This is a genomic window from Pseudomonas sp. PWP3-1b2 (assembly GCF_049896045.1).
GTDB lineage: Bacteria > Pseudomonadota > Gammaproteobacteria > Pseudomonadales > Pseudomonadaceae > Aquipseudomonas > Aquipseudomonas antarctica_B.
The window spans coordinates 42,953-60,950 of record NZ_JAFCTN010000021.1; the positions used below are offsets into that span (position 1 = coordinate 42,953).

The 17,998-nt window shown below is 58.6% G+C and carries 21 protein-coding genes; 20 read left to right on the plus strand and 1 reads right to left on the minus strand.

From position 1 onward, the window contains the following. Positions 1–8 precede the first annotated feature (8 nt). From ACP7A2_RS15425 to ACP7A2_RS15460, 8 genes are all read left to right on the plus strand, one after another. Positions 9–713 (plus strand): phage minor tail protein L, encoded by a 705-nt coding sequence (locus tag ACP7A2_RS15425; protein WP_426134896.1) that lies wholly within the window; start codon positions 9–11, stop codon positions 711–713. A gap of 2 nt (positions 714–715) precedes the next feature. After that, positions 716–1,498 carry a C40 family peptidase gene (locus ACP7A2_RS15430; RefSeq protein WP_426134897.1) on the plus strand — a complete coding sequence of 261 codons (783 nt, stop codon included), beginning with the start codon at positions 716–718 and terminating at the stop codon, positions 1,496–1,498. Next, a complete protein-coding gene (locus tag ACP7A2_RS15435; RefSeq protein ID WP_426134898.1) occupies positions 1,495–2,082 on the plus strand; it encodes a tail assembly protein in 588 nt (195 codons plus the stop codon). Before ACP7A2_RS15430 ends, ACP7A2_RS15435 begins: the two co-directional genes overlap by 4 nt. A gap of 52 nt (positions 2,083–2,134) precedes the next feature. Further along, positions 2,135–6,022: a TipJ family phage tail tip protein gene (gene gpJ, locus ACP7A2_RS15440; RefSeq protein WP_426134899.1), complete on the plus strand. Its 3,888-nt coding sequence runs from the start codon at positions 2,135–2,137 to the stop codon at positions 6,020–6,022. A gap of 331 nt (positions 6,023–6,353) precedes the next feature. After that, positions 6,354–7,007 carry a hypothetical protein gene (locus ACP7A2_RS15445; RefSeq protein WP_426134900.1) on the plus strand — a complete coding sequence of 218 codons (654 nt, stop codon included), beginning with the start codon at positions 6,354–6,356 and terminating at the stop codon, positions 7,005–7,007. Positions 7,008–7,041: 34 nt separating this feature from the next. Further along, positions 7,042–7,935, plus strand: a complete 894-nt coding sequence (locus tag ACP7A2_RS15450) for a hypothetical protein (RefSeq protein ID WP_426134901.1) — start codon at positions 7,042–7,044, stop codon at positions 7,933–7,935. A gap of 41 nt (positions 7,936–7,976) precedes the next feature. Beyond that, complete coding sequence (locus ACP7A2_RS15455) at positions 7,977–8,510, plus strand: glycoside hydrolase family 19 protein (protein WP_426134902.1); 534 nt, start codon at positions 7,977–7,979, stop codon at positions 8,508–8,510. Continuing rightward, the gene (locus tag ACP7A2_RS15460; protein ID WP_426134903.1) at positions 8,507–9,022 is read left to right on the plus strand and encodes a lysis system i-spanin subunit Rz; all 516 of its coding nucleotides are present in this window, start codon (positions 8,507–8,509) and stop codon (positions 9,020–9,022) included. Before ACP7A2_RS15455 ends, ACP7A2_RS15460 begins: the two co-directional genes overlap by 4 nt. On the opposite strand, the gene ACP7A2_RS15465 is transcribed toward ACP7A2_RS15460, so the two are convergent. Next, the gene (locus ACP7A2_RS15465) at positions 9,003–9,356 is read right to left on the minus strand and encodes a hypothetical protein (RefSeq protein ID WP_426134904.1); all 354 of its coding nucleotides are present in this window, start codon (positions 9,354–9,356) and stop codon (positions 9,003–9,005) included. The genes ACP7A2_RS15460 and ACP7A2_RS15465 overlap by 20 nt on opposite strands. A 1,166-nt stretch (positions 9,357–10,522) precedes the next feature. Here ACP7A2_RS15465 and ACP7A2_RS15470 point away from each other — a divergent pair. From ACP7A2_RS15470 to ACP7A2_RS15525, 12 genes are all read left to right on the plus strand, one after another. Continuing rightward, positions 10,523–11,257: a LexA family transcriptional regulator gene (locus tag ACP7A2_RS15470; RefSeq protein WP_375069538.1), complete on the plus strand. Its 735-nt coding sequence runs from the start codon at positions 10,523–10,525 to the stop codon at positions 11,255–11,257. A 595-nt stretch (positions 11,258–11,852) separates the two neighbouring features. Continuing rightward, on the plus strand, positions 11,853–12,197 hold the full coding sequence (locus ACP7A2_RS15475) for a phage holin family protein (protein ID WP_426134905.1): 345 nt from the start codon (positions 11,853–11,855) through the stop codon (positions 12,195–12,197). A gap of 99 nt (positions 12,198–12,296) precedes the next feature. Beyond that, a complete protein-coding gene (locus ACP7A2_RS15480) occupies positions 12,297–12,485 on the plus strand; it encodes a Com family DNA-binding transcriptional regulator (RefSeq protein ID WP_426134906.1) in 189 nt (62 codons plus the stop codon). Between the two features lies 1 nt (position 12,486). After that, positions 12,487–13,002 (plus strand): hypothetical protein, encoded by a 516-nt coding sequence (locus tag ACP7A2_RS15485; RefSeq protein ID WP_426134907.1) that lies wholly within the window; start codon positions 12,487–12,489, stop codon positions 13,000–13,002. Positions 13,003–13,149: 147 nt separating this feature from the next. Next, complete coding sequence (locus tag ACP7A2_RS15490; protein ID WP_426134908.1) at positions 13,150–13,665, plus strand: hypothetical protein; 516 nt, start codon at positions 13,150–13,152, stop codon at positions 13,663–13,665. A gap of 3 nt (positions 13,666–13,668) precedes the next feature. Then, complete coding sequence (locus ACP7A2_RS15495; protein ID WP_426134909.1) at positions 13,669–14,280, plus strand: phage baseplate assembly protein V; 612 nt, start codon at positions 13,669–13,671, stop codon at positions 14,278–14,280. A gap of 9 nt (positions 14,281–14,289) precedes the next feature. Next, positions 14,290–14,622 carry a phage baseplate protein gene (locus ACP7A2_RS15500; RefSeq protein WP_426134910.1) on the plus strand — a complete coding sequence of 111 codons (333 nt, stop codon included), beginning with the start codon at positions 14,290–14,292 and terminating at the stop codon, positions 14,620–14,622. Further along, complete coding sequence (locus tag ACP7A2_RS15505; RefSeq protein ID WP_426134911.1) at positions 14,619–15,614, plus strand: baseplate J/gp47 family protein; 996 nt, start codon at positions 14,619–14,621, stop codon at positions 15,612–15,614. Before ACP7A2_RS15500 ends, ACP7A2_RS15505 begins: the two co-directional genes overlap by 4 nt. After that, on the plus strand, positions 15,611–16,249 hold the full coding sequence (locus ACP7A2_RS15510; RefSeq protein WP_426134912.1) for a phage tail protein I: 639 nt from the start codon (positions 15,611–15,613) through the stop codon (positions 16,247–16,249). Before ACP7A2_RS15505 ends, ACP7A2_RS15510 begins: the two co-directional genes overlap by 4 nt. After that, positions 16,246–16,776 (plus strand): hypothetical protein, encoded by a 531-nt coding sequence (locus ACP7A2_RS15515; protein WP_348060908.1) that lies wholly within the window; start codon positions 16,246–16,248, stop codon positions 16,774–16,776. Before ACP7A2_RS15510 ends, ACP7A2_RS15515 begins: the two co-directional genes overlap by 4 nt. Positions 16,777–16,828: 52 nt before the next feature. Continuing rightward, positions 16,829–17,614 carry a phage tail protein gene (locus tag ACP7A2_RS15520; protein ID WP_426134913.1) on the plus strand — a complete coding sequence of 262 codons (786 nt, stop codon included), beginning with the start codon at positions 16,829–16,831 and terminating at the stop codon, positions 17,612–17,614. Next, positions 17,615–17,917 (plus strand): hypothetical protein, encoded by a 303-nt coding sequence (locus tag ACP7A2_RS15525; RefSeq protein ID WP_426134914.1) that lies wholly within the window; start codon positions 17,615–17,617, stop codon positions 17,915–17,917. Positions 17,918–17,998 lie beyond the last annotated feature (81 nt).

Genomic DNA, 17,998 nt, shown 5'->3' on the forward strand with positions numbered 1-17,998 from the left:
GGGGCCCTATGAATTACAACACCGATATCCAAAAGCTCGAGCCGGGCAACCAGATCAGGCTCTACGAGCTGGACGCTACGCGCGTTGGCGCCACTATCTGGCGCTTCCACGGGCACGCCCAGGAAGGGGACATCATATGGCAGGGGCAGCTGTATTCGCCGCTCCAGATTGAGGCCAAGGGCTTCGACATCCGCGGGGACGGTCGCCCAGCTTCGCCGACGCTGCAGGTCGATGACGAACTCGGCGGCGTGCGCGGGGCGATCACTGCCCTGTGCTTCCAGTTCCGCGACCTGGCCGGCTCGAGGGTCAAGGTCATCGAGACGTTCCGCCACTTCCTGGATGCGGCGAACTTCCCAGAGGGCAACCCCGATGCCAGCAACCAGAGCAGAACGAACCTCTGGTTTATCGAGCAGAAGACAGAGGCGCTGCCCAGCATCTCGGTAACGTTCGCGCTGTCGAGCCCAACCGACATGGAGGGGCAGATGCTGCCCGCCCAGCAGATCACCAAGCTGTGCAGGTGGGCTTGCCGTGGCGGGTACCGGCAGGAGGCCTGCGCCTATACCGGCACCGCGATGTTCGACAAGAAGAACCAGCCGACTGACAACCCCGCGCTGGACCGCTGCGGCGGCTGGTGGAGCAGCTGCAAGCTCCGGGGCAATACCCGCCGCTTCGGTGGGTCCATGGGCGCGAGCCTTATCGCACGATCGAGGTGACCATGCGCATCAACAAAAAACTGCAGGACGAGATCCGCGCGCACGCTGAGCGCGTTTACCCGGCAGAAGCCTGCGGCGTGCTGATCAAGTCAGTCGCTGGCCGGGAGTATGTGCCCTGCACAAATCTCGCCACGACGCCCCGCGAACACTTCCAGATTGATCACAAGGACATGGCGGCCGCCGAGGATCGCGGCGAAGTACTGGCGATCATCCATAGCCACCCCGATAAGGCGCCCACACCGAGCATGGCGGATCGCGTCAGCTGCGAATTGCACGAACTGCCCTGGGGTATCGTGGGCTGGCCCGGCGGAGACTTCGAATGGTTCAGGCCAGCTGGCTTTCAGGCGCCGCTGCTGGGTCGCGACTTCTCCCATGGCATGCTGGACTGCTGGGCAGCCTGCCGCGACTGGTACGCGCGCGAGGCAGGCCTGGACCTGCCGAACTTCGAGCGCACCGATCTGTGGTGGGAGCAGAAAGACGGGCCCAGCCTCTACGAGGACAACTTCGCCGCCGTTGGTTTCTACCGGGTGAGCGAGGCGCAGCGCGGCGACATGCTGGTGCTGCAGGTGCCAACACCGGGCCGGGAATGCTACTTCCCCAACCACGCCGCCATCTACCTCGGCGACCAGGCAGCGCTGAACAGCGAGCCAGCACCGGCGCTCGGCGGCTTTGGCCCGTTCATTTATCACCACATGGCCGGCCGGCCGGCGGCGCGCGAGATCTACGGTTGGTCAATGGCCAGCCGCGTTCGGCTGATCCTCCGGCACAAGGACTACCTCCCATGACAATGCGCACCATCAAGCTCGGCGGGGTGCTTGGCAAGAAGTTCGGCAAGGAATACCAGCTCGACCTCTACGGCATCCACGACGCAATGACAGCGCTCTGCATGATGAAGCCAGGCTTCGAGACGTTCATGCGCCGCGCCGAGGAGCGCGGCATGGTCTTCGCGGTGTTTGTCGACGAGCGAAACATTGGCTCCGACGAGCTGGGGATGGTTGGCCGGACCGAGGGCGACATTCGGATTCAGCCAATCATCCAGGGGAGCAAGCAGGCCGGCCTGTTCCAGACCATTCTGGGCGTTGCGCTGATCGTGGGCGGTCTGTTCACCGGCGGCACAACTTCGGCCTTGGGCATGGGCCTGCTGGCCGCCGGCGCGGCGGTTGGCCTGGGCGGTATGGTACAGATGCTTTCGCCGGCCACCACGGCCACCACCGACAACCAGAACGACGACGGCAACAACCCAAGCTACGGTTTCGGCGGCGCCGTCACCACCATCGCCCAGGGCAACCCGTACCCATTGCTGTACGGGGAGCGCGAGATCGGCGGCGCGGTGGAGTCGGGTGGGATCTATACCCAGGACAACATCTGATCCAGCCAACACCACAACCCGCTTCGGCGGGTTTTTGCATTCTGGAGGGCGCATGAGCGCAGTAGCAAAAAAGGCGCCCCGCGCAATCACCCCCAAGCGCCGCGCCGTGCACGGCAGCAAGGGCGGCCAGGCCAAAGAGAAAAAGCCCAGCATCGCCCTGAACAGCGTGCCTTCGATATCCACCGCGCGCATCGTTTACATGTGGAGCTGGGGCCCGATCGTTGGCCCGGTCAATGGGTTGCGTTCGGTCAAGCTCGACGGAACACCGATCCAGAACGAAGACGGCACGATCAACTACCCCAGCGTTAAATGGCAGTTCCGTAACGGCGAGCTCAATCAGGATCGGCTGCAAGGCATCACTGAGGCCAGCAACGAGATCGACGTCAAGCAGGAGTTGATCTTTGGCACCCCCTGGCTGCACACCGTCACGAACCAGGTCGCTGACGCGGTTCGAATCCGCCTGAGCTGGCCAGAACTCCGCAGCCAGGACGCCGACGGCAACATCAACGGCGTGCGCATCGACTATGCCGTGGATATTGCGACTGACGGCGGCCCCTACGTGGAGGCCTTGGTGTCGTTCGTCGACCGGAAGAACGTCACTGAGTATGAGCGGGCTTACCGCCTGGAACTGCCAGACGGAAACCGGTGGACCGTTCGCGTTCGCCGGCTCACTCCCAATGCGAACTCCGACCTGGTGGCTGACCAGATGGTGGTCAAGGCGATCGCCGAGGTGGTCGACAGCGATCAGGAATACCCGCTCACCTCGGTCAGCGCTATTGAATACGACGCCCAAACATTCGGCGGCGATATCGCCAAGATCGCGGTATTGATGCGCGGGCGCATTGTTCGTGTGCCCAGCAACTATGACGCCTCGACGCGCACGTACGCGACGTCGGGCACCGGTACCAGCAACGGCATCTGGGACGGGACATTCAAGGAGGCCTACACCAACAACCCGGCGTGGATCTTCTATGACCTGGTGCTGCACCCTTACTACGGCCTGGGCGATCGCATCGATGCCACCATGGTTGATCGCTGGTCGCTTTACCGCATCGCACAGTACTGCGATCAGATGGTGCCAGACGGCAAAGGCGGCATGGAGCCGCGCTTCACCTGCAACCTTTACCTGCAAAAGCAGGCCGAGGCCTACGCGGTGCTACAGGACCTGGCATCGATCTTTCACGGTCTGGCCTACTGGGACGGCAGCCAGATCGTGGTTAACGCCGATATGCCCGGCGACCCGGTGTACACCTACAACCAAACGCAGATCCTGAACAACGGCGCCATCAAGTACGAGGGCACCCGCGCGCGCGATCGCCATACGCTTTACATGGTGGCCTGGGACAATCCGGATCAGGGCTTCGAGACCGACAAGGAACCGGTGTTCGACGATGAAGCGATGGTAGAGCTGGGGGGCATCGTCCGCGAAACCTCCGTCAGCGCTATCGCGTGCACATCACTGGGCCAGGCTCAGCGCGCGGGCCAGTGGGCGGCGCTGACTGAGAAACTGCAAACCCAGGGCGGTGTCCTACGCGTCGGCTTGGATGGCGGCATCCCCAAGCCTGGCCAGGTCATTGCCGTGGCCGACCCCATGCTGGTGGGCAGAGACAACGGCGGCCGGATATCCGCCGCCGCCGGCCGCGTGGTGACCCTCGACCGGGATACCGTGGTGCCGGTGGGCGCGCGCTTGATGGTAAACCTGCCCAGCGGGAAGTCCGAAGCCCGGGTGGTCAAGTCGGTGGCCGGCCGCGCTGTTACCGTGATGGCAGACTTCAGCGAGCAGCCGGTGCCAGAGAGCGGATGGATCCTCGATTACGAAGACCTGAAGCTGATGCAGTTCTACGTCCGCAACGTCACGCGGCCTGAGTGGCATCAGTACCAGCTTGAGGTCATCCAGCACGATCCGAGCAAATTCCCGGCCATCGACAACGGCGCGGTGGTCGACACCCGGCCAATCACTGGAATACCTGTGGGTACGCAGGACGCGCCGGCGCGCGTGATGCTTAGCCAGCACGTCGTGATAGAGCAGGGCATCGCCGTCACGGTGATGTCTATCGCCTGGGATGCTGCCCCGGGTGCGGTCGCCTATGACGTCGAATGGAAGTGGGGCGCCCGGGAATGGATCAGAGTGCCACGCACCGCAGAGCAAATGGTGGACGTGCGCGGGATCTACTCCGGCCAATACATGGCCAGGGTTCGAGCGGTGAGCGCGCTGAACGTTTCGTCCATTCCTACCACTTCGGCACTCACGAACCTGGAGGGCAAGACGGGCTTGCCGCCGGCGGTGTCGTTCCTGACCACCACCAGCGAGCTGTTCGGTATCAGCATCAAATGGGGCTTCCCCGCTGGCGCGGAAGACACTCAGCGCACAGAGCTTTGGTATGGCCCAGCGAACAGCCTGGGCGCCGCTTCCAAACTGGCCGACCTTGCTTATCCGCAGGCCGACTACCGGATGCAGCAACTGCTGGCGGGCGCAACGCTGTTCTTCTGGGCGCGCTTGGTGGACCGCACCGGCAACATCGGTCCGTTTTATCCAGTCGTGAATGGCGTGATGGGACAGTCCAGTTCGGACGCGGGCCCGATCCTCGAACAGATCAAGGGGCAAATTGACGAAACTGCGCTTGGGCAAAAGCTGAATTCTCGAATCGACCTTATCGACGGTAACGGCTTAGGCTCCGTAAACAGCCGCCTTGCCGCTACGAAGCAGGAGCTTGAGGACCTGATTGACCAGGTGGTTGACGCACTGGAGTACGCACCGTCCAAGGCTTATGTGCTGAACGATATTGTTCGGCAGGGCCAGCACCTCTACCAAGCGAACGGCCCGGTACCGGCGAACAACCCGCCGCCGAATGCGACTTACTGGACCGATATCGGCACGGTGACACAGACGGTCAATGCTCTGGTGACGCAGGTTCAGCAGAACTCGGCGACGATCAACCAGCACGGGCAAGACATCACCGCCCAGGCATCGCAGTTGACTGCGGTGAGAGCCACGGTCAACGACCCGACCACCGGCGTAAATGCAACAGCCAGCGGACTAAGCACCCTCAAGGCCTCTGTGACCACGCTCGATGGAAAAGTCACCACCACGGCGCAGCGAGTTGACGGCATCTATCTGCAGGTCAATCCGCCGCTCCAGGGTGATGACAGCGCGCTTATGGGGTCCGAATCCAGCTACGTAGGTGTTTGGTCAACGCAGTCCGCTCTTATCGAGGGTGACCTGGTGCAGGGGCAGCGCACCGATGCCGTAGAGGTGAAAACCGCCTCGAACGCGGCTGCCGTCGTGTCCGAGCAAACCGCACGCATTAATGCCGACGGAGCTCTGGCAACGCGCATCGACACCGTTACCGCCCAAACTGCGGCCAACGCTGCAGCTGTTCAGAGCGAGATCACGGCGAGAACCAGTGGCGATCAGGCCTTGAGCCAGAGAGTCGACACTGTCCAAACAACTGTCGGCAATCAATCGCTCGCAATCCAAACCAACACAACCGCCATTCAAACGGTGGACGGCAAGGTTACGGGTAGTTGGTCAGTACGTCTGCAGTACGACACCGGTACCGGAGTCTATAAGTGGGCGGGCGTGGGTCTTGGTCTCGAAAATGGGCCTGGCGGCCTTCAGAGTCAGTTCGTCATCAGCGCAGATCTTTTCGCAATCGAGCAAGCTGGGTCTGTTCCTTTTGCCCTCAAGGGTGGTCAAGCATTTCTCAAGTCTGCATTTATTGAGGACGGCACGATCACCAACGCCAAGATCGGCAACTACATACAGTCCAATAACTATGTCGCCGGTACAACTGGCTGGAAGCTTTTCTTCGACGGTACGTTTGAAATAAATAGCGCTTTGGGGGCAGGGCAGTCGCGGCAAGTAATCAATAACCGGGGCGGCAAAGTTTTTGACGAGAACGGTACCAAACGCTACCAGTGGGGAGATCTTTCTGCATGAGCTTCGGAGTAAGAGTATGGGGGGCAACTGGACTTCTTGAGCTGGATGAAAACTCATTCACGGTACGTATTGTTTATTCCGCCTTAGTTTCGCGGGCTAATGCTTCAGGAAGGACGCAATTTATATCAATTCCCGGAGTTAACCCCGCTACGCATTCGGCGGTATGCATTCCAATTGCTGGTTACGACACTTCCGGTCAAAGCCTTACCGCGATCCAATACACTCCTGTGGTAGGTGCGGATGGTGTAACTATATATTTTGGAAGTCCTGCTGCCTCAACCGGTCCGGTGGGAACGGGCTCTCAAAGGCTATTGGTCATGAGGTATCGCTGATGTCTTATGGTGTGTCTTTCACAAATAACTCTGACGTAGTAACTCTGGATTCGGAGTTCTCCAGGCTGGTGGTGCTTGAGAAAGGAACATGGAGTGGCACTGGATCAGGTGTATTCGTGCCGTTTTCGAAAGCCATCACTACGGATGAGCCACCGCTCGTCTTCGTCAGGCCAGCTCAATCGAATACGTTTTGCTTTTGTTTGATTCTTGGCTCGTCTGGCGCGTGGACTGGATTTTCATTTCACGGAATTGTAGGGCAAGCGACGTCTGGTAATTGGTTTGTCGGAGCATTTAAGTCAGAGCCTACAGCCAAGTATGGGTTCCGGATTTGGGATGCCAGCTCAAAACTGTTGTTCGATACCGGAACGCCATGCGCACAATTCACAAGGACAATAACTTCATGGACATACCTTGGCTCAACAACCACGCCTCAGGGGCAGAATAGGCTTAGTTGGACTGCGCCCTCTAGTTTGGCGAGTGGTGATTTTATTATGCTGAATAATATCGCCATGGATATGGCAGGCGTTGTATCAAGGCAAGGAAATTTGTACGCGATATTTGATTATGCAAATGACAGGATTCTAATACAGGCTGTTGGTGTGGATCTTCCGTCAGCATTTTACATGCCTGCTGTTTTCGCCAAGCCAATTTAGCGCGGACATATAATTAAGTTTAGGGGGTAATTTTATGGCAAGGCAGGAAATCAATCTAGGGACCGCACCAACTGGTGTCGGTGGAGACACAACGCGAACAACCGGCATCAAAATTAACGCAATGACGCAGGAGCTTTATGCGCGCGACGCGTTGTTGGGCACGGCATCTAATCGCAACGTAGGTCTTCTGGTAGGCAACATTCAGGACGTAGGCTCGCCCGCGCCGATGGCTGGTAACTCAGCGTTTGCCGAGCAGGGGAGTCATTTTATTAGCTACGGTGACAATACTACTGTGGCCCCGCCAGGAGGCGCTTATTGGTCCGGTATTCGAGCACAGTACCCGTTCCAGAATTGTGCGATGGACTTGGTGGCACAGGTCGTTACCGGCGGCAGCATGAACCTTATGTTTCGCACTGTTGCCGGCAACGGCGGCGGCGATCCGTGGCGCAAGATCTATCACGACGGCAATACCACCCGAGGTTCGGGAGGCGCGCTTTCAGCGGCATCGCCAATTGTGCGGATTGCAAATGTTGCTGACAGCGCTCGTCTTGATTTGAAGGAAAGTACATTCGAGCCCGCTGGCGATTGGGGGGTAGCGAACGATCAGGCGGAGGGCGTGCTTGTCGAGCGGCTGGACGTTGGACAGTACCGCATCACTGGAAGCCTGGGGCTGGCCTTGGAGGGGTGGCGTACGCATGACCCAAGTTCACCAGACGGCGGCCGCATGCTTGGCATTACGGATAGCGAGCAAGGTGCTGATGGGGCAGTGGTCATCAAGCTCTTTAAGCAACGCTGGACGCTTACCGATGACGGCGAGATGGTTCCAGGCCGTGGTGCGCCGATGGACGTGCCGCTGAACAGCTGGATCGACGTGCGGCTCGAGATGCCGCAGCCGGAACCGCAGTCACCCATTAACACCGAAGAATAGGAAACCGCCGCTGAGCGGTTTTTTTTCGCCTGGAGAAAGCCATGCCGATCACTGAGCAGCAGTTGCTGCAGATCCTCCCGAACGCCGGCCGCCAAGCCGGCGTTTTTGTATCCGCTCTAAACGCGGCAATGAATCGGTACGCAATTATTGGGGCGCCACGGGTTGGCGCCTTCATTGCACAGATCGGTCACGAGTCGGGCCAGCTGCGTTACGTGCGCGAGATCTGGGGGCCAACCGCCCAGCAGCTTGGGTACGAGGGCCGCGCCGACCTGGGCAACACCGTAAAGGGTGACGGCTCCAAGTACCGTGGCCGTGGGCTGATCCAGATCACCGGGCGCGCCAATTACGGCGCGTGCGGCGAAGCGCTGGGCCTGGACTTGGTCAATCAGCCGGAGCTGCTCGAGCAGCCGCAGCATGCAGCTATGTCGGCTGCGTGGTTCTGGTCGACGCGGGGGCTGAACACCCTGGCTGACAATGCCGAGTTCGCAAAGATCACACGCCGCATCAATGGCGGGCTCACCGGCCAGGACGACCGCATTCTATTGTGGGAGCGGGCGAAAAAGGTGCTGGCATGACGCCGGTGCAGAAGCTGGCCGGGCTGGCGGTGCTGATCCTGATGCTGATGGCCGGTGCCGCCGGCATTACCTGGCAGGTGCAGGACTGGCGAATGGGCAAGAAGATCGCCGAACAGGCCAGCCTGCATCAGGATGACCTGACCAGGATCACCATGGCAGCCGCCGACCAGGCCCGCGCCGAGCAGGACAAGCGCCTGGCCACCGAGCAGCAGCTCGCCTCCCTGGACCAACAACACACTAAGGAATTGACCGATGCTCAACGCAACCAGGCTCGCCTGCGTGACCAGCTTGCTACTGCTGATGTCCGGCTGTCAGTCCTCCTTGCCGAGGATCCAGCCAGTGGCTGCAACGTGCCTTCCACCACCGGCGCCGTCGGCGTGGTTCATGCAGCCCGTCGAGCCCAACTTGACCCAGCGCATGCTCAAAGAATTGTCGCCATAACCGACGACGGGGATGACGCCGTGATCGCTCTACGAGCGTGCCAGGCTTACGTCAGAGCTGTGGTTCGGTGAGCTTTGCCAGATCCCCAAGCAACCGTTGATTCTCCCTGAGCAGGTGGTCTCGCTGCTCAGCCACCAGCTTCATGCTGAGAATGCCCGGCTCGGTGCACGAACTCTTCAGGGTTTCGTACTCCGCGCGCGCCGCTTTCAAGGCTGACTCTGCTTCTGCTTTGCCGGTGGCCAGCAGGTCATTCATCTGGACCAGGCCAGCGATGTTTGCCCGAGCTCTGCTCAGCATCCGCTCGGTCTCAGCCAGTTCTTCCACAAGAATTGAACACTGGTGCTGGTACATTTCCAGCGGAGTGGGGCAGGCGAGCCAATCATCGGTGTCCATGTCAACGTTCATAGGGAAGCCTCAAGTACTGTATGTGCGTACAGTAATCGAGGAGTGGCAGTTTTGGGGAGTGGTGTTCGTCGGCAGGACGCCGGGGGGAGTGGTTTGCTGTCTAATACTAACTGGCGCCAAGCTGGTTTCATTGACCCTAAAGCCACCGAAATAACGCTAGGGTTTTAGACAGATAGAGCCGGAAACCCGCTAGTTAAAAGGCTTGCGCCTCGATCAAGCCCATACTGCTGCATCATCGGGGTGTGGGAGGACAGATCGGAGGTGTTTTTACTCATTGGATAGTAGGCAAATTCGTTGAAAGTGGTGGGGCAAAGGGCACGCTTGGCCCAGCAGTTTTTGCGATGGGCGCAAGGTTAACATGCGAGGTCGGCGGTTCGCAGGTCACAAACCTCCAAGAAAAATACAAAAGGGTGCGGCCCCTGATGCCTGCCTGCATAAAAAAAACACACCCTGACTGTGGCGTTGGAGCACGCTCCCTCGCCACAGTTTTCTACCAACTCGGCATCCGCCAGTGCTCCTGGTTATTTCTGATCAGCGTTTCAATGCGCTGCATTGCGCGCGCAAATCGCTATTGCTGATGGCGGTGCAGCTTGTGCCATTTTGTTTGGCATCGCAGTAGGCTCGCTGGTCAGAGTCACTGATTAGAGTGCACGAGCTACCGCTCGTTTCCGCGCTGCACTGTGCCCGTAGGTCGCTATTGCCGATGGCGGTGCAACTCATGCCATTTTGTTTGGCATCGCAGTAGGCGCGCTGGTCAGAGTCGCTGATAAGGGTGCACGAGCTACCGCTCGTTTCCGCGCTGCACTGTGCGCGTAAGTCACTGTCGCTGATACGGGTGCAGCTAACGCCGCTTTGTCTGGCCTCACAATACGCGCGTTGGTCGGAGTTGCTAATGCTGGTGCAACTGTCAGCGAAGCTGTAACTGCTGAATAACAACAACACTGCCAATACGAGTTTCATCACATTCTTCCTTGGTTTGCCAGGAAGCAGCCTGGCACTGATGGGGCCAATCTCAATGACCGTTTCGCTGAGATATCAAATTGACATCGCTTTAGTCATAAGTTCCATCGTTACATGGGAAGAATTGCAGTCATCTACGTCGATTATGCATAAAATATGCAAATTAGCATTTGCCAACTCCAAAATCCCCCGTCATCATCCCCGCTATGCAAAAACGCAACGTTTCATCCGTCCTAAGAGAACTCCTCGAACGCGACCGGATCTCCCCCACGGAGCTTCACCGGCGTACCGGCGTGCCTCAATCCACATTGTCCCGGATTCTCAACGGCAAGATCGTTGATCCGTCGGACAAGCACATATCCCGCATCGCCGAATACTTCCGCGTCAGCACCGACCACCTGCGCGGGCGCGCGGTTGTGGGCGCTTTGCGCGATGATGGGCGCGACCCGATGCACTCGGAACTCAAGGACATTAGCCTGTGGGACGACGACACGCCCGTTAATGATGACGAGGTGTCGATCCCCTTTCTGCGTGAGGTTGAATTGGCTGCTGGCTCAGGAAGATTCGTCATCGAGGAAAGCGAGAAGGCCAGCCTGCGGTTCGGCAAGCGCAGCCTTCGCCACAACGGTGTGCAGTTTGACCAGGCCAAGTGTGTGACGGTGCGCGGCAACAGTATGTTGCCGGTGCTGCGCGACGGCGCGACGGTGGGGGTGAATGCGGGCAAGAGTGGCATTGGTGACATCGTCGATGGCGACTTGTATGCCATCAACCACAACGGCCAGCTGCGCGTGAAACAGCTCTACCGCCTGCCTTCCGGGATTCGCCTGCGCAGTTTCAATCGCGATGAGCACCCGGATGAGGACTACAGCTTTCAGGATATCCAGGATGAACAAATCAGCATCCTCGGTCATGTGTTCTGGTGGGGCATGTACGCCCGTTAACCTTCTTGCGTAAGACAACGCCCGCCAATGTGCGGGCTTTTTTTCGCCCGTAGAAAACCACCTATCCCGCGGCCAGCAAGGCTGAAAATGCATCTGTGCATTTGCTTTGTGAAAATAAATGCATTAGTGCATTGACTGTATATGCATACATGCATATTCTTCATCTCAAGCCAGCCAACAAGGCCTGGTGGAGGCGGCAAGGATGCCGCCAAGGAAGACAAGGAAGGCACGCAACATCGGCAAGGACGCCATCGAAGCGATGGCAGGGATGCCAGGCAGTACCGGCAAGGATGCCGACGCTCTTTAGTAGCACCGCTTCAAGAAAACAGGCAGCGATGAACCGGCCTTAACGGTTCAGAGGGTTGGCAACTGACCCGGGTGTGCAGCGTAAAGCACCAGAAGCAGTTATCCGGCAGACAGGGATCGTGGTCGGAAAAACATTGAGGAAGGGTCCGTACCGCGCCAGTAGCGCCGAAAGATCGAGGACATCATTACTGAAAAGCCCGGGCGACCGGGCTTTTTGGAATGCCTACCTATAAATGGATTTACCCAAAACCCGGCCCTTTGCCGGCAATGCTCAGCCAGGAGGCGTGACATGACAAACGAGCAGCAAGCGTTAGCGGAAATGCCCATCTGGCTGGTGATCATTTTGGCAGTGATCGGCGGCGTATCCGGCGAAATGTGGCGTGCAGACAAGGAGGGCGCCCGCGGCTGGTCGCTGATTCGGCGCCTGGTGCTGAGATCCGGCGCGTGCATGGTGTGCGGGGTTTCAGCACTGATGCTGTGCTACGCCGCCGGCATGTCGCTCTGGACCGCAGGCGCCATTGGTTGCCTCACCGCCATGGCCGGCGCGGACGTCGCCATCGGCCTTTATGAGCGTTGGGCGGCCAAGCGAATTGGGGTCAACGACCCGCCCACGCCACGCCCGGGTCAACAATGATCGACGTGTTGACCTGGAATCTGATGCGTTGAAATGAAGTGCACGAGTCCTTTACCTCACGGTTCGAGCGGGTATGTGGCTTGTGAAAGGAGTCCACAGATGTTGAAGGACCTCAGATGCGGAAGCTGTAAGAAATTACTTGCCCGGACGGGCAAGTGTAACGAGCTCCAGATCAAGTGCCCCCGATGTGGGACGTTGAATCATGTGAAGGCCACGAGTCTCGAGCAATCGCCTGCGAGCGACGTAAAAGCGGAATCCTCCGCGATAAATCGACCCAAAGGTGATTAACATGTCCAGTAGTGGTTTCCATATTATTCCGTTCACCCAAAACGGCAGCTCGGTGCTACCTCCACGTAACTTCATGCTGGTCGGGCAGTATCTCGAGTCTCCCAGCAAGCAGTACAAGCTGATCCTGGAGGCCGACGCGAACCTGGTGCTTTACGATAACGGCGTCAAAATCTGGGTAGCAGATAGCGCGGTGCCTTATACCTATGTGGACAACCGTCCAAACTCGGACCTTGTTAACTGTTTCTACATGCAAGGCGGCGCCATTCTCGTAGACCATGTGCATAGCCGTACTTGGATCGCCCTGACCAGCTGGATTCCAGTCAAGGACCAAGGCGGCCAATCTGATCGTACCTACTTGCAGTTGCAGGATGACGGCAACATCGTGGTGATGGACGGCGTACCCATGTGGGCTCGTTTCGGCTTTACGCCAACGGCAGCGCCTACGCCTCACGTGTTCTATCCAGACCACGGTACCGGCCCGCTGCCTACCTTTCCGGCTTGGAGCTGGACTTTCTAAGCGCATTTCCCGATAGCAGGAAGTCCCCGTCACTGTGCGGGGCATCCTGGCGCTAATACCCAGAGTGGTTTGCGTTTGGCGGGCAGCCAGGTCCGGAGCCCGGACTTTGCGCCCGTATCGGCAGACAACGCTGCAAGGACGCTAAAGATGATACTGATTGAGAAACCGTCCCAGCTTCCGATTGCCATTGGCGAGACACTCAAGCGTGCCTTTCCACAGTTGCATGTGGGCAATTACCAAGAGTTTCAGGGCGCCGAGCGCAAACCTGGTGTGCTGATTACCGTAGAGCGCAACGGGCCGAATTCCCGTTCTCTCGAAGGGCGTAAAGCCCACGTGTTGTCAGTTTCACTCAAGGTCATGCTCGCCAGCGGCTCTGCGCCTTTTGACGCCTGTGACCTGGCCAGCCAACTGATGGACCTGGCCCTGGATAACCGCTGGGGCCTGCCGGCAGATCAGTGCGATGTGCCCACGTCCATTGTCGCCGCGCCGACCATTCAAACCGGCGCGGAACTGGACTACGACACCTGGACGGTGTCGTTCACCCAAACCCTCTACCTCGGTCCGCCATTGCTCGAAGATCCTACAGGCACACCGCTGTTTGCCTGCACCTGGGACGTCTCGAACATCAACGACCCCGACCAATATCGGCCATTGCAGGAGTAGTCCATGTTCGATGCGCTGTTACGCATGCAACTGGGGCCGATCGTCGAGCGTCTGGCGGAAATGGAAGCCCAACTCGAAGATTTGTATCGGCGTGCCGAAAGTTACTGCCGGATTGGTGTGTGTCAGGAGGTCGACCCGGCCAGCAATACCTGCAAGGTCAGCCACGGTGAATTACTCACGCCGTCCATTCGTTTTTTCAATCCCAGTGCCGGTGCGCAGACTGAAACGCGCATTCCTTCTGTGGGCGAACAATGCCTGCTGCTCAACTACGGCGGCGGGGAAGGTGGCGGTCAGTCTGTCGCTTTATTCGGTCTCAACTCGAGTCAGTTTCCGCCGGTCTCCAGCGTTGCCACGTTGACCCGGCGACGCCATCAGGACGGCACGCAAAGTGACTATGACGACGCCACTCACACCTTCAATTGGGTCAATGGCCCGACCACGTTCAGCGGCTCCCGCGAACAGGTCAGTGCCAAGGTCGGCGCCGCCAGCCTGACGGTCACCCCCCAGAGCATCACCCTGCAAATCGGCGGCACCGGCCTGTTACTGGATGCCGGCGGCGCGCATTTCAGCGGCCCGTTGGTAGACCACCAGGGCCGGGTCATCAGCCCGCGATAAGGACCTCCCATGATCGGCATCGATCGCAATACCGGGGCAGCCGTCGATGACTGGCTGCAATTTGTGCAGCGCGCCACCCGAGCGCTGACCACCCCCGTGGGCACTCGCCAGAAGCGCCCGTTGTACGGCTCGCTGATCCCGCAACTGCTCGGCCAGAACCTGGGCGACGATCTGTTGATCCTCGCCCAAAGCCATGCCGCTCAAGCGTTCTACAACACCCAGAACGGCATCGGCGACTTTCAGCCCCAAGTCATCGTCGCCACCCGCCAGGGCGCCGGGCTGTTACTGCGCTTTGCCGGCACCTGGAAAAACCGCCAACAATCCTTCGAGGTCGTGACATGAGCATGCTGATCCCTGGCCAGAACCAACTGGCGGAGCCGGCCATCATCGCGGTCGACGAGTTCGAACCGTTGCTGGCTGAATTCAAGGCGTTTGTGGTTGATTACGTCGCCACCCGAGCGCCGCAAAGCGCGGCCAAACTCAAGGTCAGCCTCGACAATGAAAGCGAGCTGCTGACTCTGGCACTGGAAGCCTTTTGCGTGCGTCTGCAAACCCACGAGCGCAAATACAATGCGCGTATCAAGCAGATGCTGGCGTGGTGGGCCACCGGCAGCAACCTGGATGCACGCCTGGCCGACATGGGCCTGGAGCGCCAGGTACTCGACCCTGGCGACCCGGCGGCTTTCCCACCCGTACCGCCAACGCTGGAAAGCGACGACGACGCTCGCCTGCGCTACTACCTGGCACCCCACGCCCCGGCGGCAGGCTCGCGGATGCAGTATCGCCGCGAGGTATTCACCTTGGGCGAGCGGCCATCGGTAAAGGTGCAAAGCGCAACGCCGGGCGTAGTGACCGTCAACTACACCTTCGACCCGGACGGTTATGCGGCGCAGGTCAAGGATGGCAATGGGCGGCGAACAGCGCCCGGCGAAGTGATGGTCACCGTGCTTTCACGCGACGGCGATGGCACACCGTCTGCCGATTTGCTTGACGGCGTGCGTCGCCATTTTGCACGGCCGGATGTACGGCCAGAAACCGATCTCGTCAGCGTCCAGGCGGCGCAGATTCAGCCCTACAAAATTCGCGTAGTCGCCAAGATCAACGCGGGCCCTGATTCAGGGCTGACTCAGGTAGCGGCGCAACAGTTACTGCAAACCTACGCCGAATCGTGCCATCGCCTGGAAGGCCGGGTAGACCCGAGCTGGATCGACTACGCCATCCACAGCGCCGGTGCTGCGCAACTACAAATCCTGGAACCGCTGGCGCCGATCATCAGCACCGCGTTCCAGGCGCCGTATTGCACGGCTGTCGAGGTGGAGGTGCACACGTTATGAGTGAGCCCAAAGCGAGTTTGTTGCCCGCCAACAGTTCACCGCTGGAAAAAGCGTTGGACCTCGGGTTTGGCCAATTGCTTGACCGGGTGATGCCGCCGTTTCCGGCGTTGATGAATCCGTTGCACACGCCCACCGAATTTCTTCCTTACCTGGCCGCCGACCGTGGCGTCAGCGAGTGGGATGCGGATGCCAGCGAGGCTGAAAAGCGTCTGACCGTGGCCTTGTCCTGGCAGATCCAGCGCCAGGCAGGCACGCCCAAAGCCCTGAGCTATGCAGTGGAGTCTTTGGGCTTCACGCCCAATATCAGCGCCTGGTACCAGCAGCGACCGATGGGTATGCCTTACACCTTTGACGTGCAGGCAATCATCGGGCGCAGTTGGTCCAGCGGTGACCATAACCGGTTGATCCGCCGCATCAATGCCGCAAAAAGTGAACGCGACCAAGCGACGATCACCATCGTTCACGAAACCGAAGCCCGGCTTGCGCTCACTCAACTCCTCCACGCCCCTTTAAGCGACAGTGAACTGTATCTATACGGTGCCTTGCCGGAGTTGGCGTTGGTTGCTCGACTTAACGGTGCCGGGGTTGCCCAGCACTACACCATTAACGACTACGACCTCAGGGCGCAGCCATGACAGATGACATTACGCGCCTGGTGCGCTTCACCTCCAAGGGTTTGGATGAAGTGCTGCAGGCAAAGAACCAGGGCTTGAAAGGCGAGATTACCCATGTCGGTGCCGGTACCGGCCGCTACGACCCGGACGGCACGGAGGTGGCCTTGCGTGACGAGCGCCAACGGGTCGCCATTGTGGATTATGAGGACCTCGGTGAGCGGCAACTTCGAATGGCTGCGCTGTTTGATGGCGAGGCTGAATACGAGATTGGCGAGTTCGGTTTTTACCTCGCCAGTGGGACCTTGTTGGCGGTGTATTCCGTCGCGGGAAAGTTGCTGACGTATAAAGCGGCCGCGGCGCGGGTGCTGCAAAAGTTCACGCTGGATGTATCGCCGTTGCCGGCGGACAGCGTGACGATTGTGGTGGGGAGTGAAAATCTGAATGTGTTGTTGGCTGAGGAGATCGCGATTATGGCGGCGGCTTCGGTTAGTAACATGTCGCGCCATATAGATTTGATGTACAGGGTTATGCACCTTGAAGCGCAGTAACCGCCGCTACAAAAAGTGCTGAAAATGCAAAACAATTGACAGGGAGTTGATGATGGGAATTGAAGCAACGATTACGAAAGTTGTAGATGCATGTAACAAACTTACGGATACCGTAACCAACCAGATTGGGAAAATTAACGCTCAAGTAGACGTCGCATCAAACCAGTTCACTGCTTGGCGTAACAGCGTTCAAGCAAAGGATATTAACGGCCGCGCACTCTACAGCCAGGAGATTGACCTTACCGGACTGCCAACCGATACCTTCTACCCTGTGTGGTGGATGATGCCGGGTAATGAAAGCGGTGAGACTGAAGTCACCTTCTCTCGTATTTTCAGCCGTAATTCGGGATTGACACCTTTTGGGCAAGGTATCTTTCATATTGCAGGACTGAACTTGCAGATGGAGGGATGCGGGCATCTGTGGGGTGGGGACGGCAATTACCTGACGGTAAAGCGTATTTCGCAAACCTATCGCGAAACAGTCCGTGGTATCAGTTTTGGGATGATCTGTATTGCACGGCATGTGTCGGGTGTCAGGCCTTTGTACCTCGACGCCAAGGATGGGCAGGTAATCTGGTCGTCCATGCATTCCGGACTTTACCTTCGCGGGGGGCTTAGCTACACGGTCAACAAGTCCTTTCCAGATGCGGTGGGATTTAGCCGCCTGCATACTGAAGTAGCCATTGGTGAGAGCACACAAGGCGATTGGGAAATTCGCTGGTGCGTACGTCCCTATCGTTTGGCGGATGCTGATGCCGTATTGGGGGCAACTTTGCCTGAAAAGCGCATGGCGTACGCGTATGACAACGACAAAATTTACGCAATGAAGGGGGCATGAATGACCATTTCGATAAAGTCCGCAGTGACACCTAGTGGTGAGCAACTGATCAATATTCCGGCAGATGTAGATATTCTAAAAAGCCTTGGTTTTTCTGCAGAGCAGGCGGCTGCACTTTGTGCAGAAGCTGCAAAATCCATACAACTGGAAAACTCCATCGCTGCGCGTCGCACACTGTATGTGACCGAAGCCGACCCTCTTTTCCTTGAATGGCAATACGACGAAACCCCCGAAAAAGAAAAGGCATGGCGAGACAAAGTCGCTGAAATCAAGGCGGCTTACCCGTTGCCCAATCGAACTTGACCTCACCGCGAAAGCGGTTTTTTTTTCGCCTCCCCAAAGCCCCTCCCGCAGGGGCTTTCGCATTTTTCCATCCGGAGAATT

What these genes read in the sequence shown, in the direction of transcription:
- ACP7A2_RS15450 (WP_426134901.1), top strand. Translation starts at nt 7,042, where the DNA reads ATGGCAAGGCAGGAAATCAATCTAGGGACCGCACCAACTGGTGTCGGT.
- ACP7A2_RS15465 (WP_426134904.1), bottom strand. Translation starts at nt 9,356, where the DNA reads ATGAACGTTGACATGGACACCGATGATTGGCTCGCCTGCCCCACTCCG.
- ACP7A2_RS15460 (WP_426134903.1), top strand. Translation starts at nt 8,507, where the DNA reads ATGACGCCGGTGCAGAAGCTGGCCGGGCTGGCGGTGCTGATCCTGATG.
- ACP7A2_RS15455 (WP_426134902.1), top strand. Translation starts at nt 7,977, where the DNA reads ATGCCGATCACTGAGCAGCAGTTGCTGCAGATCCTCCCGAACGCCGGC.
- ACP7A2_RS15500 (WP_426134910.1), top strand. Translation starts at nt 14,290, where the DNA reads ATGATCGGCATCGATCGCAATACCGGGGCAGCCGTCGATGACTGGCTG.
- ACP7A2_RS15520 (WP_426134913.1), top strand. Translation starts at nt 16,829, where the DNA reads ATGGGAATTGAAGCAACGATTACGAAAGTTGTAGATGCATGTAACAAA.
- ACP7A2_RS15510 (WP_426134912.1), top strand. Translation starts at nt 15,611, where the DNA reads ATGAGTGAGCCCAAAGCGAGTTTGTTGCCCGCCAACAGTTCACCGCTG.
- ACP7A2_RS15515 (WP_348060908.1), top strand. Translation starts at nt 16,246, where the DNA reads ATGACAGATGACATTACGCGCCTGGTGCGCTTCACCTCCAAGGGTTTG.
- ACP7A2_RS15480 (WP_426134906.1), top strand. Translation starts at nt 12,297, where the DNA reads ATGTTGAAGGACCTCAGATGCGGAAGCTGTAAGAAATTACTTGCCCGG.
- ACP7A2_RS15470 (WP_375069538.1), top strand. Translation starts at nt 10,523, where the DNA reads ATGCAAAAACGCAACGTTTCATCCGTCCTAAGAGAACTCCTCGAACGC.
- ACP7A2_RS15425 (WP_426134896.1), top strand. Translation starts at nt 9, where the DNA reads ATGAATTACAACACCGATATCCAAAAGCTCGAGCCGGGCAACCAGATC.
- ACP7A2_RS15435 (WP_426134898.1), top strand. Translation starts at nt 1,495, where the DNA reads ATGACAATGCGCACCATCAAGCTCGGCGGGGTGCTTGGCAAGAAGTTC.
- ACP7A2_RS15430 (WP_426134897.1), top strand. Translation starts at nt 716, where the DNA reads ATGCGCATCAACAAAAAACTGCAGGACGAGATCCGCGCGCACGCTGAG.
- ACP7A2_RS15505 (WP_426134911.1), top strand. Translation starts at nt 14,619, where the DNA reads ATGAGCATGCTGATCCCTGGCCAGAACCAACTGGCGGAGCCGGCCATC.
- ACP7A2_RS15495 (WP_426134909.1), top strand. Translation starts at nt 13,669, where the DNA reads ATGTTCGATGCGCTGTTACGCATGCAACTGGGGCCGATCGTCGAGCGT.
- ACP7A2_RS15525 (WP_426134914.1), top strand. Translation starts at nt 17,615, where the DNA reads ATGACCATTTCGATAAAGTCCGCAGTGACACCTAGTGGTGAGCAACTG.
- ACP7A2_RS15490 (WP_426134908.1), top strand. Translation starts at nt 13,150, where the DNA reads ATGATACTGATTGAGAAACCGTCCCAGCTTCCGATTGCCATTGGCGAG.
- ACP7A2_RS15485 (WP_426134907.1), top strand. Translation starts at nt 12,487, where the DNA reads ATGTCCAGTAGTGGTTTCCATATTATTCCGTTCACCCAAAACGGCAGC.
- gpJ (WP_426134899.1), top strand. Translation starts at nt 2,135, where the DNA reads ATGAGCGCAGTAGCAAAAAAGGCGCCCCGCGCAATCACCCCCAAGCGC.
- ACP7A2_RS15445 (WP_426134900.1), top strand. Translation starts at nt 6,354, where the DNA reads ATGTCTTATGGTGTGTCTTTCACAAATAACTCTGACGTAGTAACTCTG.
- ACP7A2_RS15475 (WP_426134905.1), top strand. Translation starts at nt 11,853, where the DNA reads ATGACAAACGAGCAGCAAGCGTTAGCGGAAATGCCCATCTGGCTGGTG.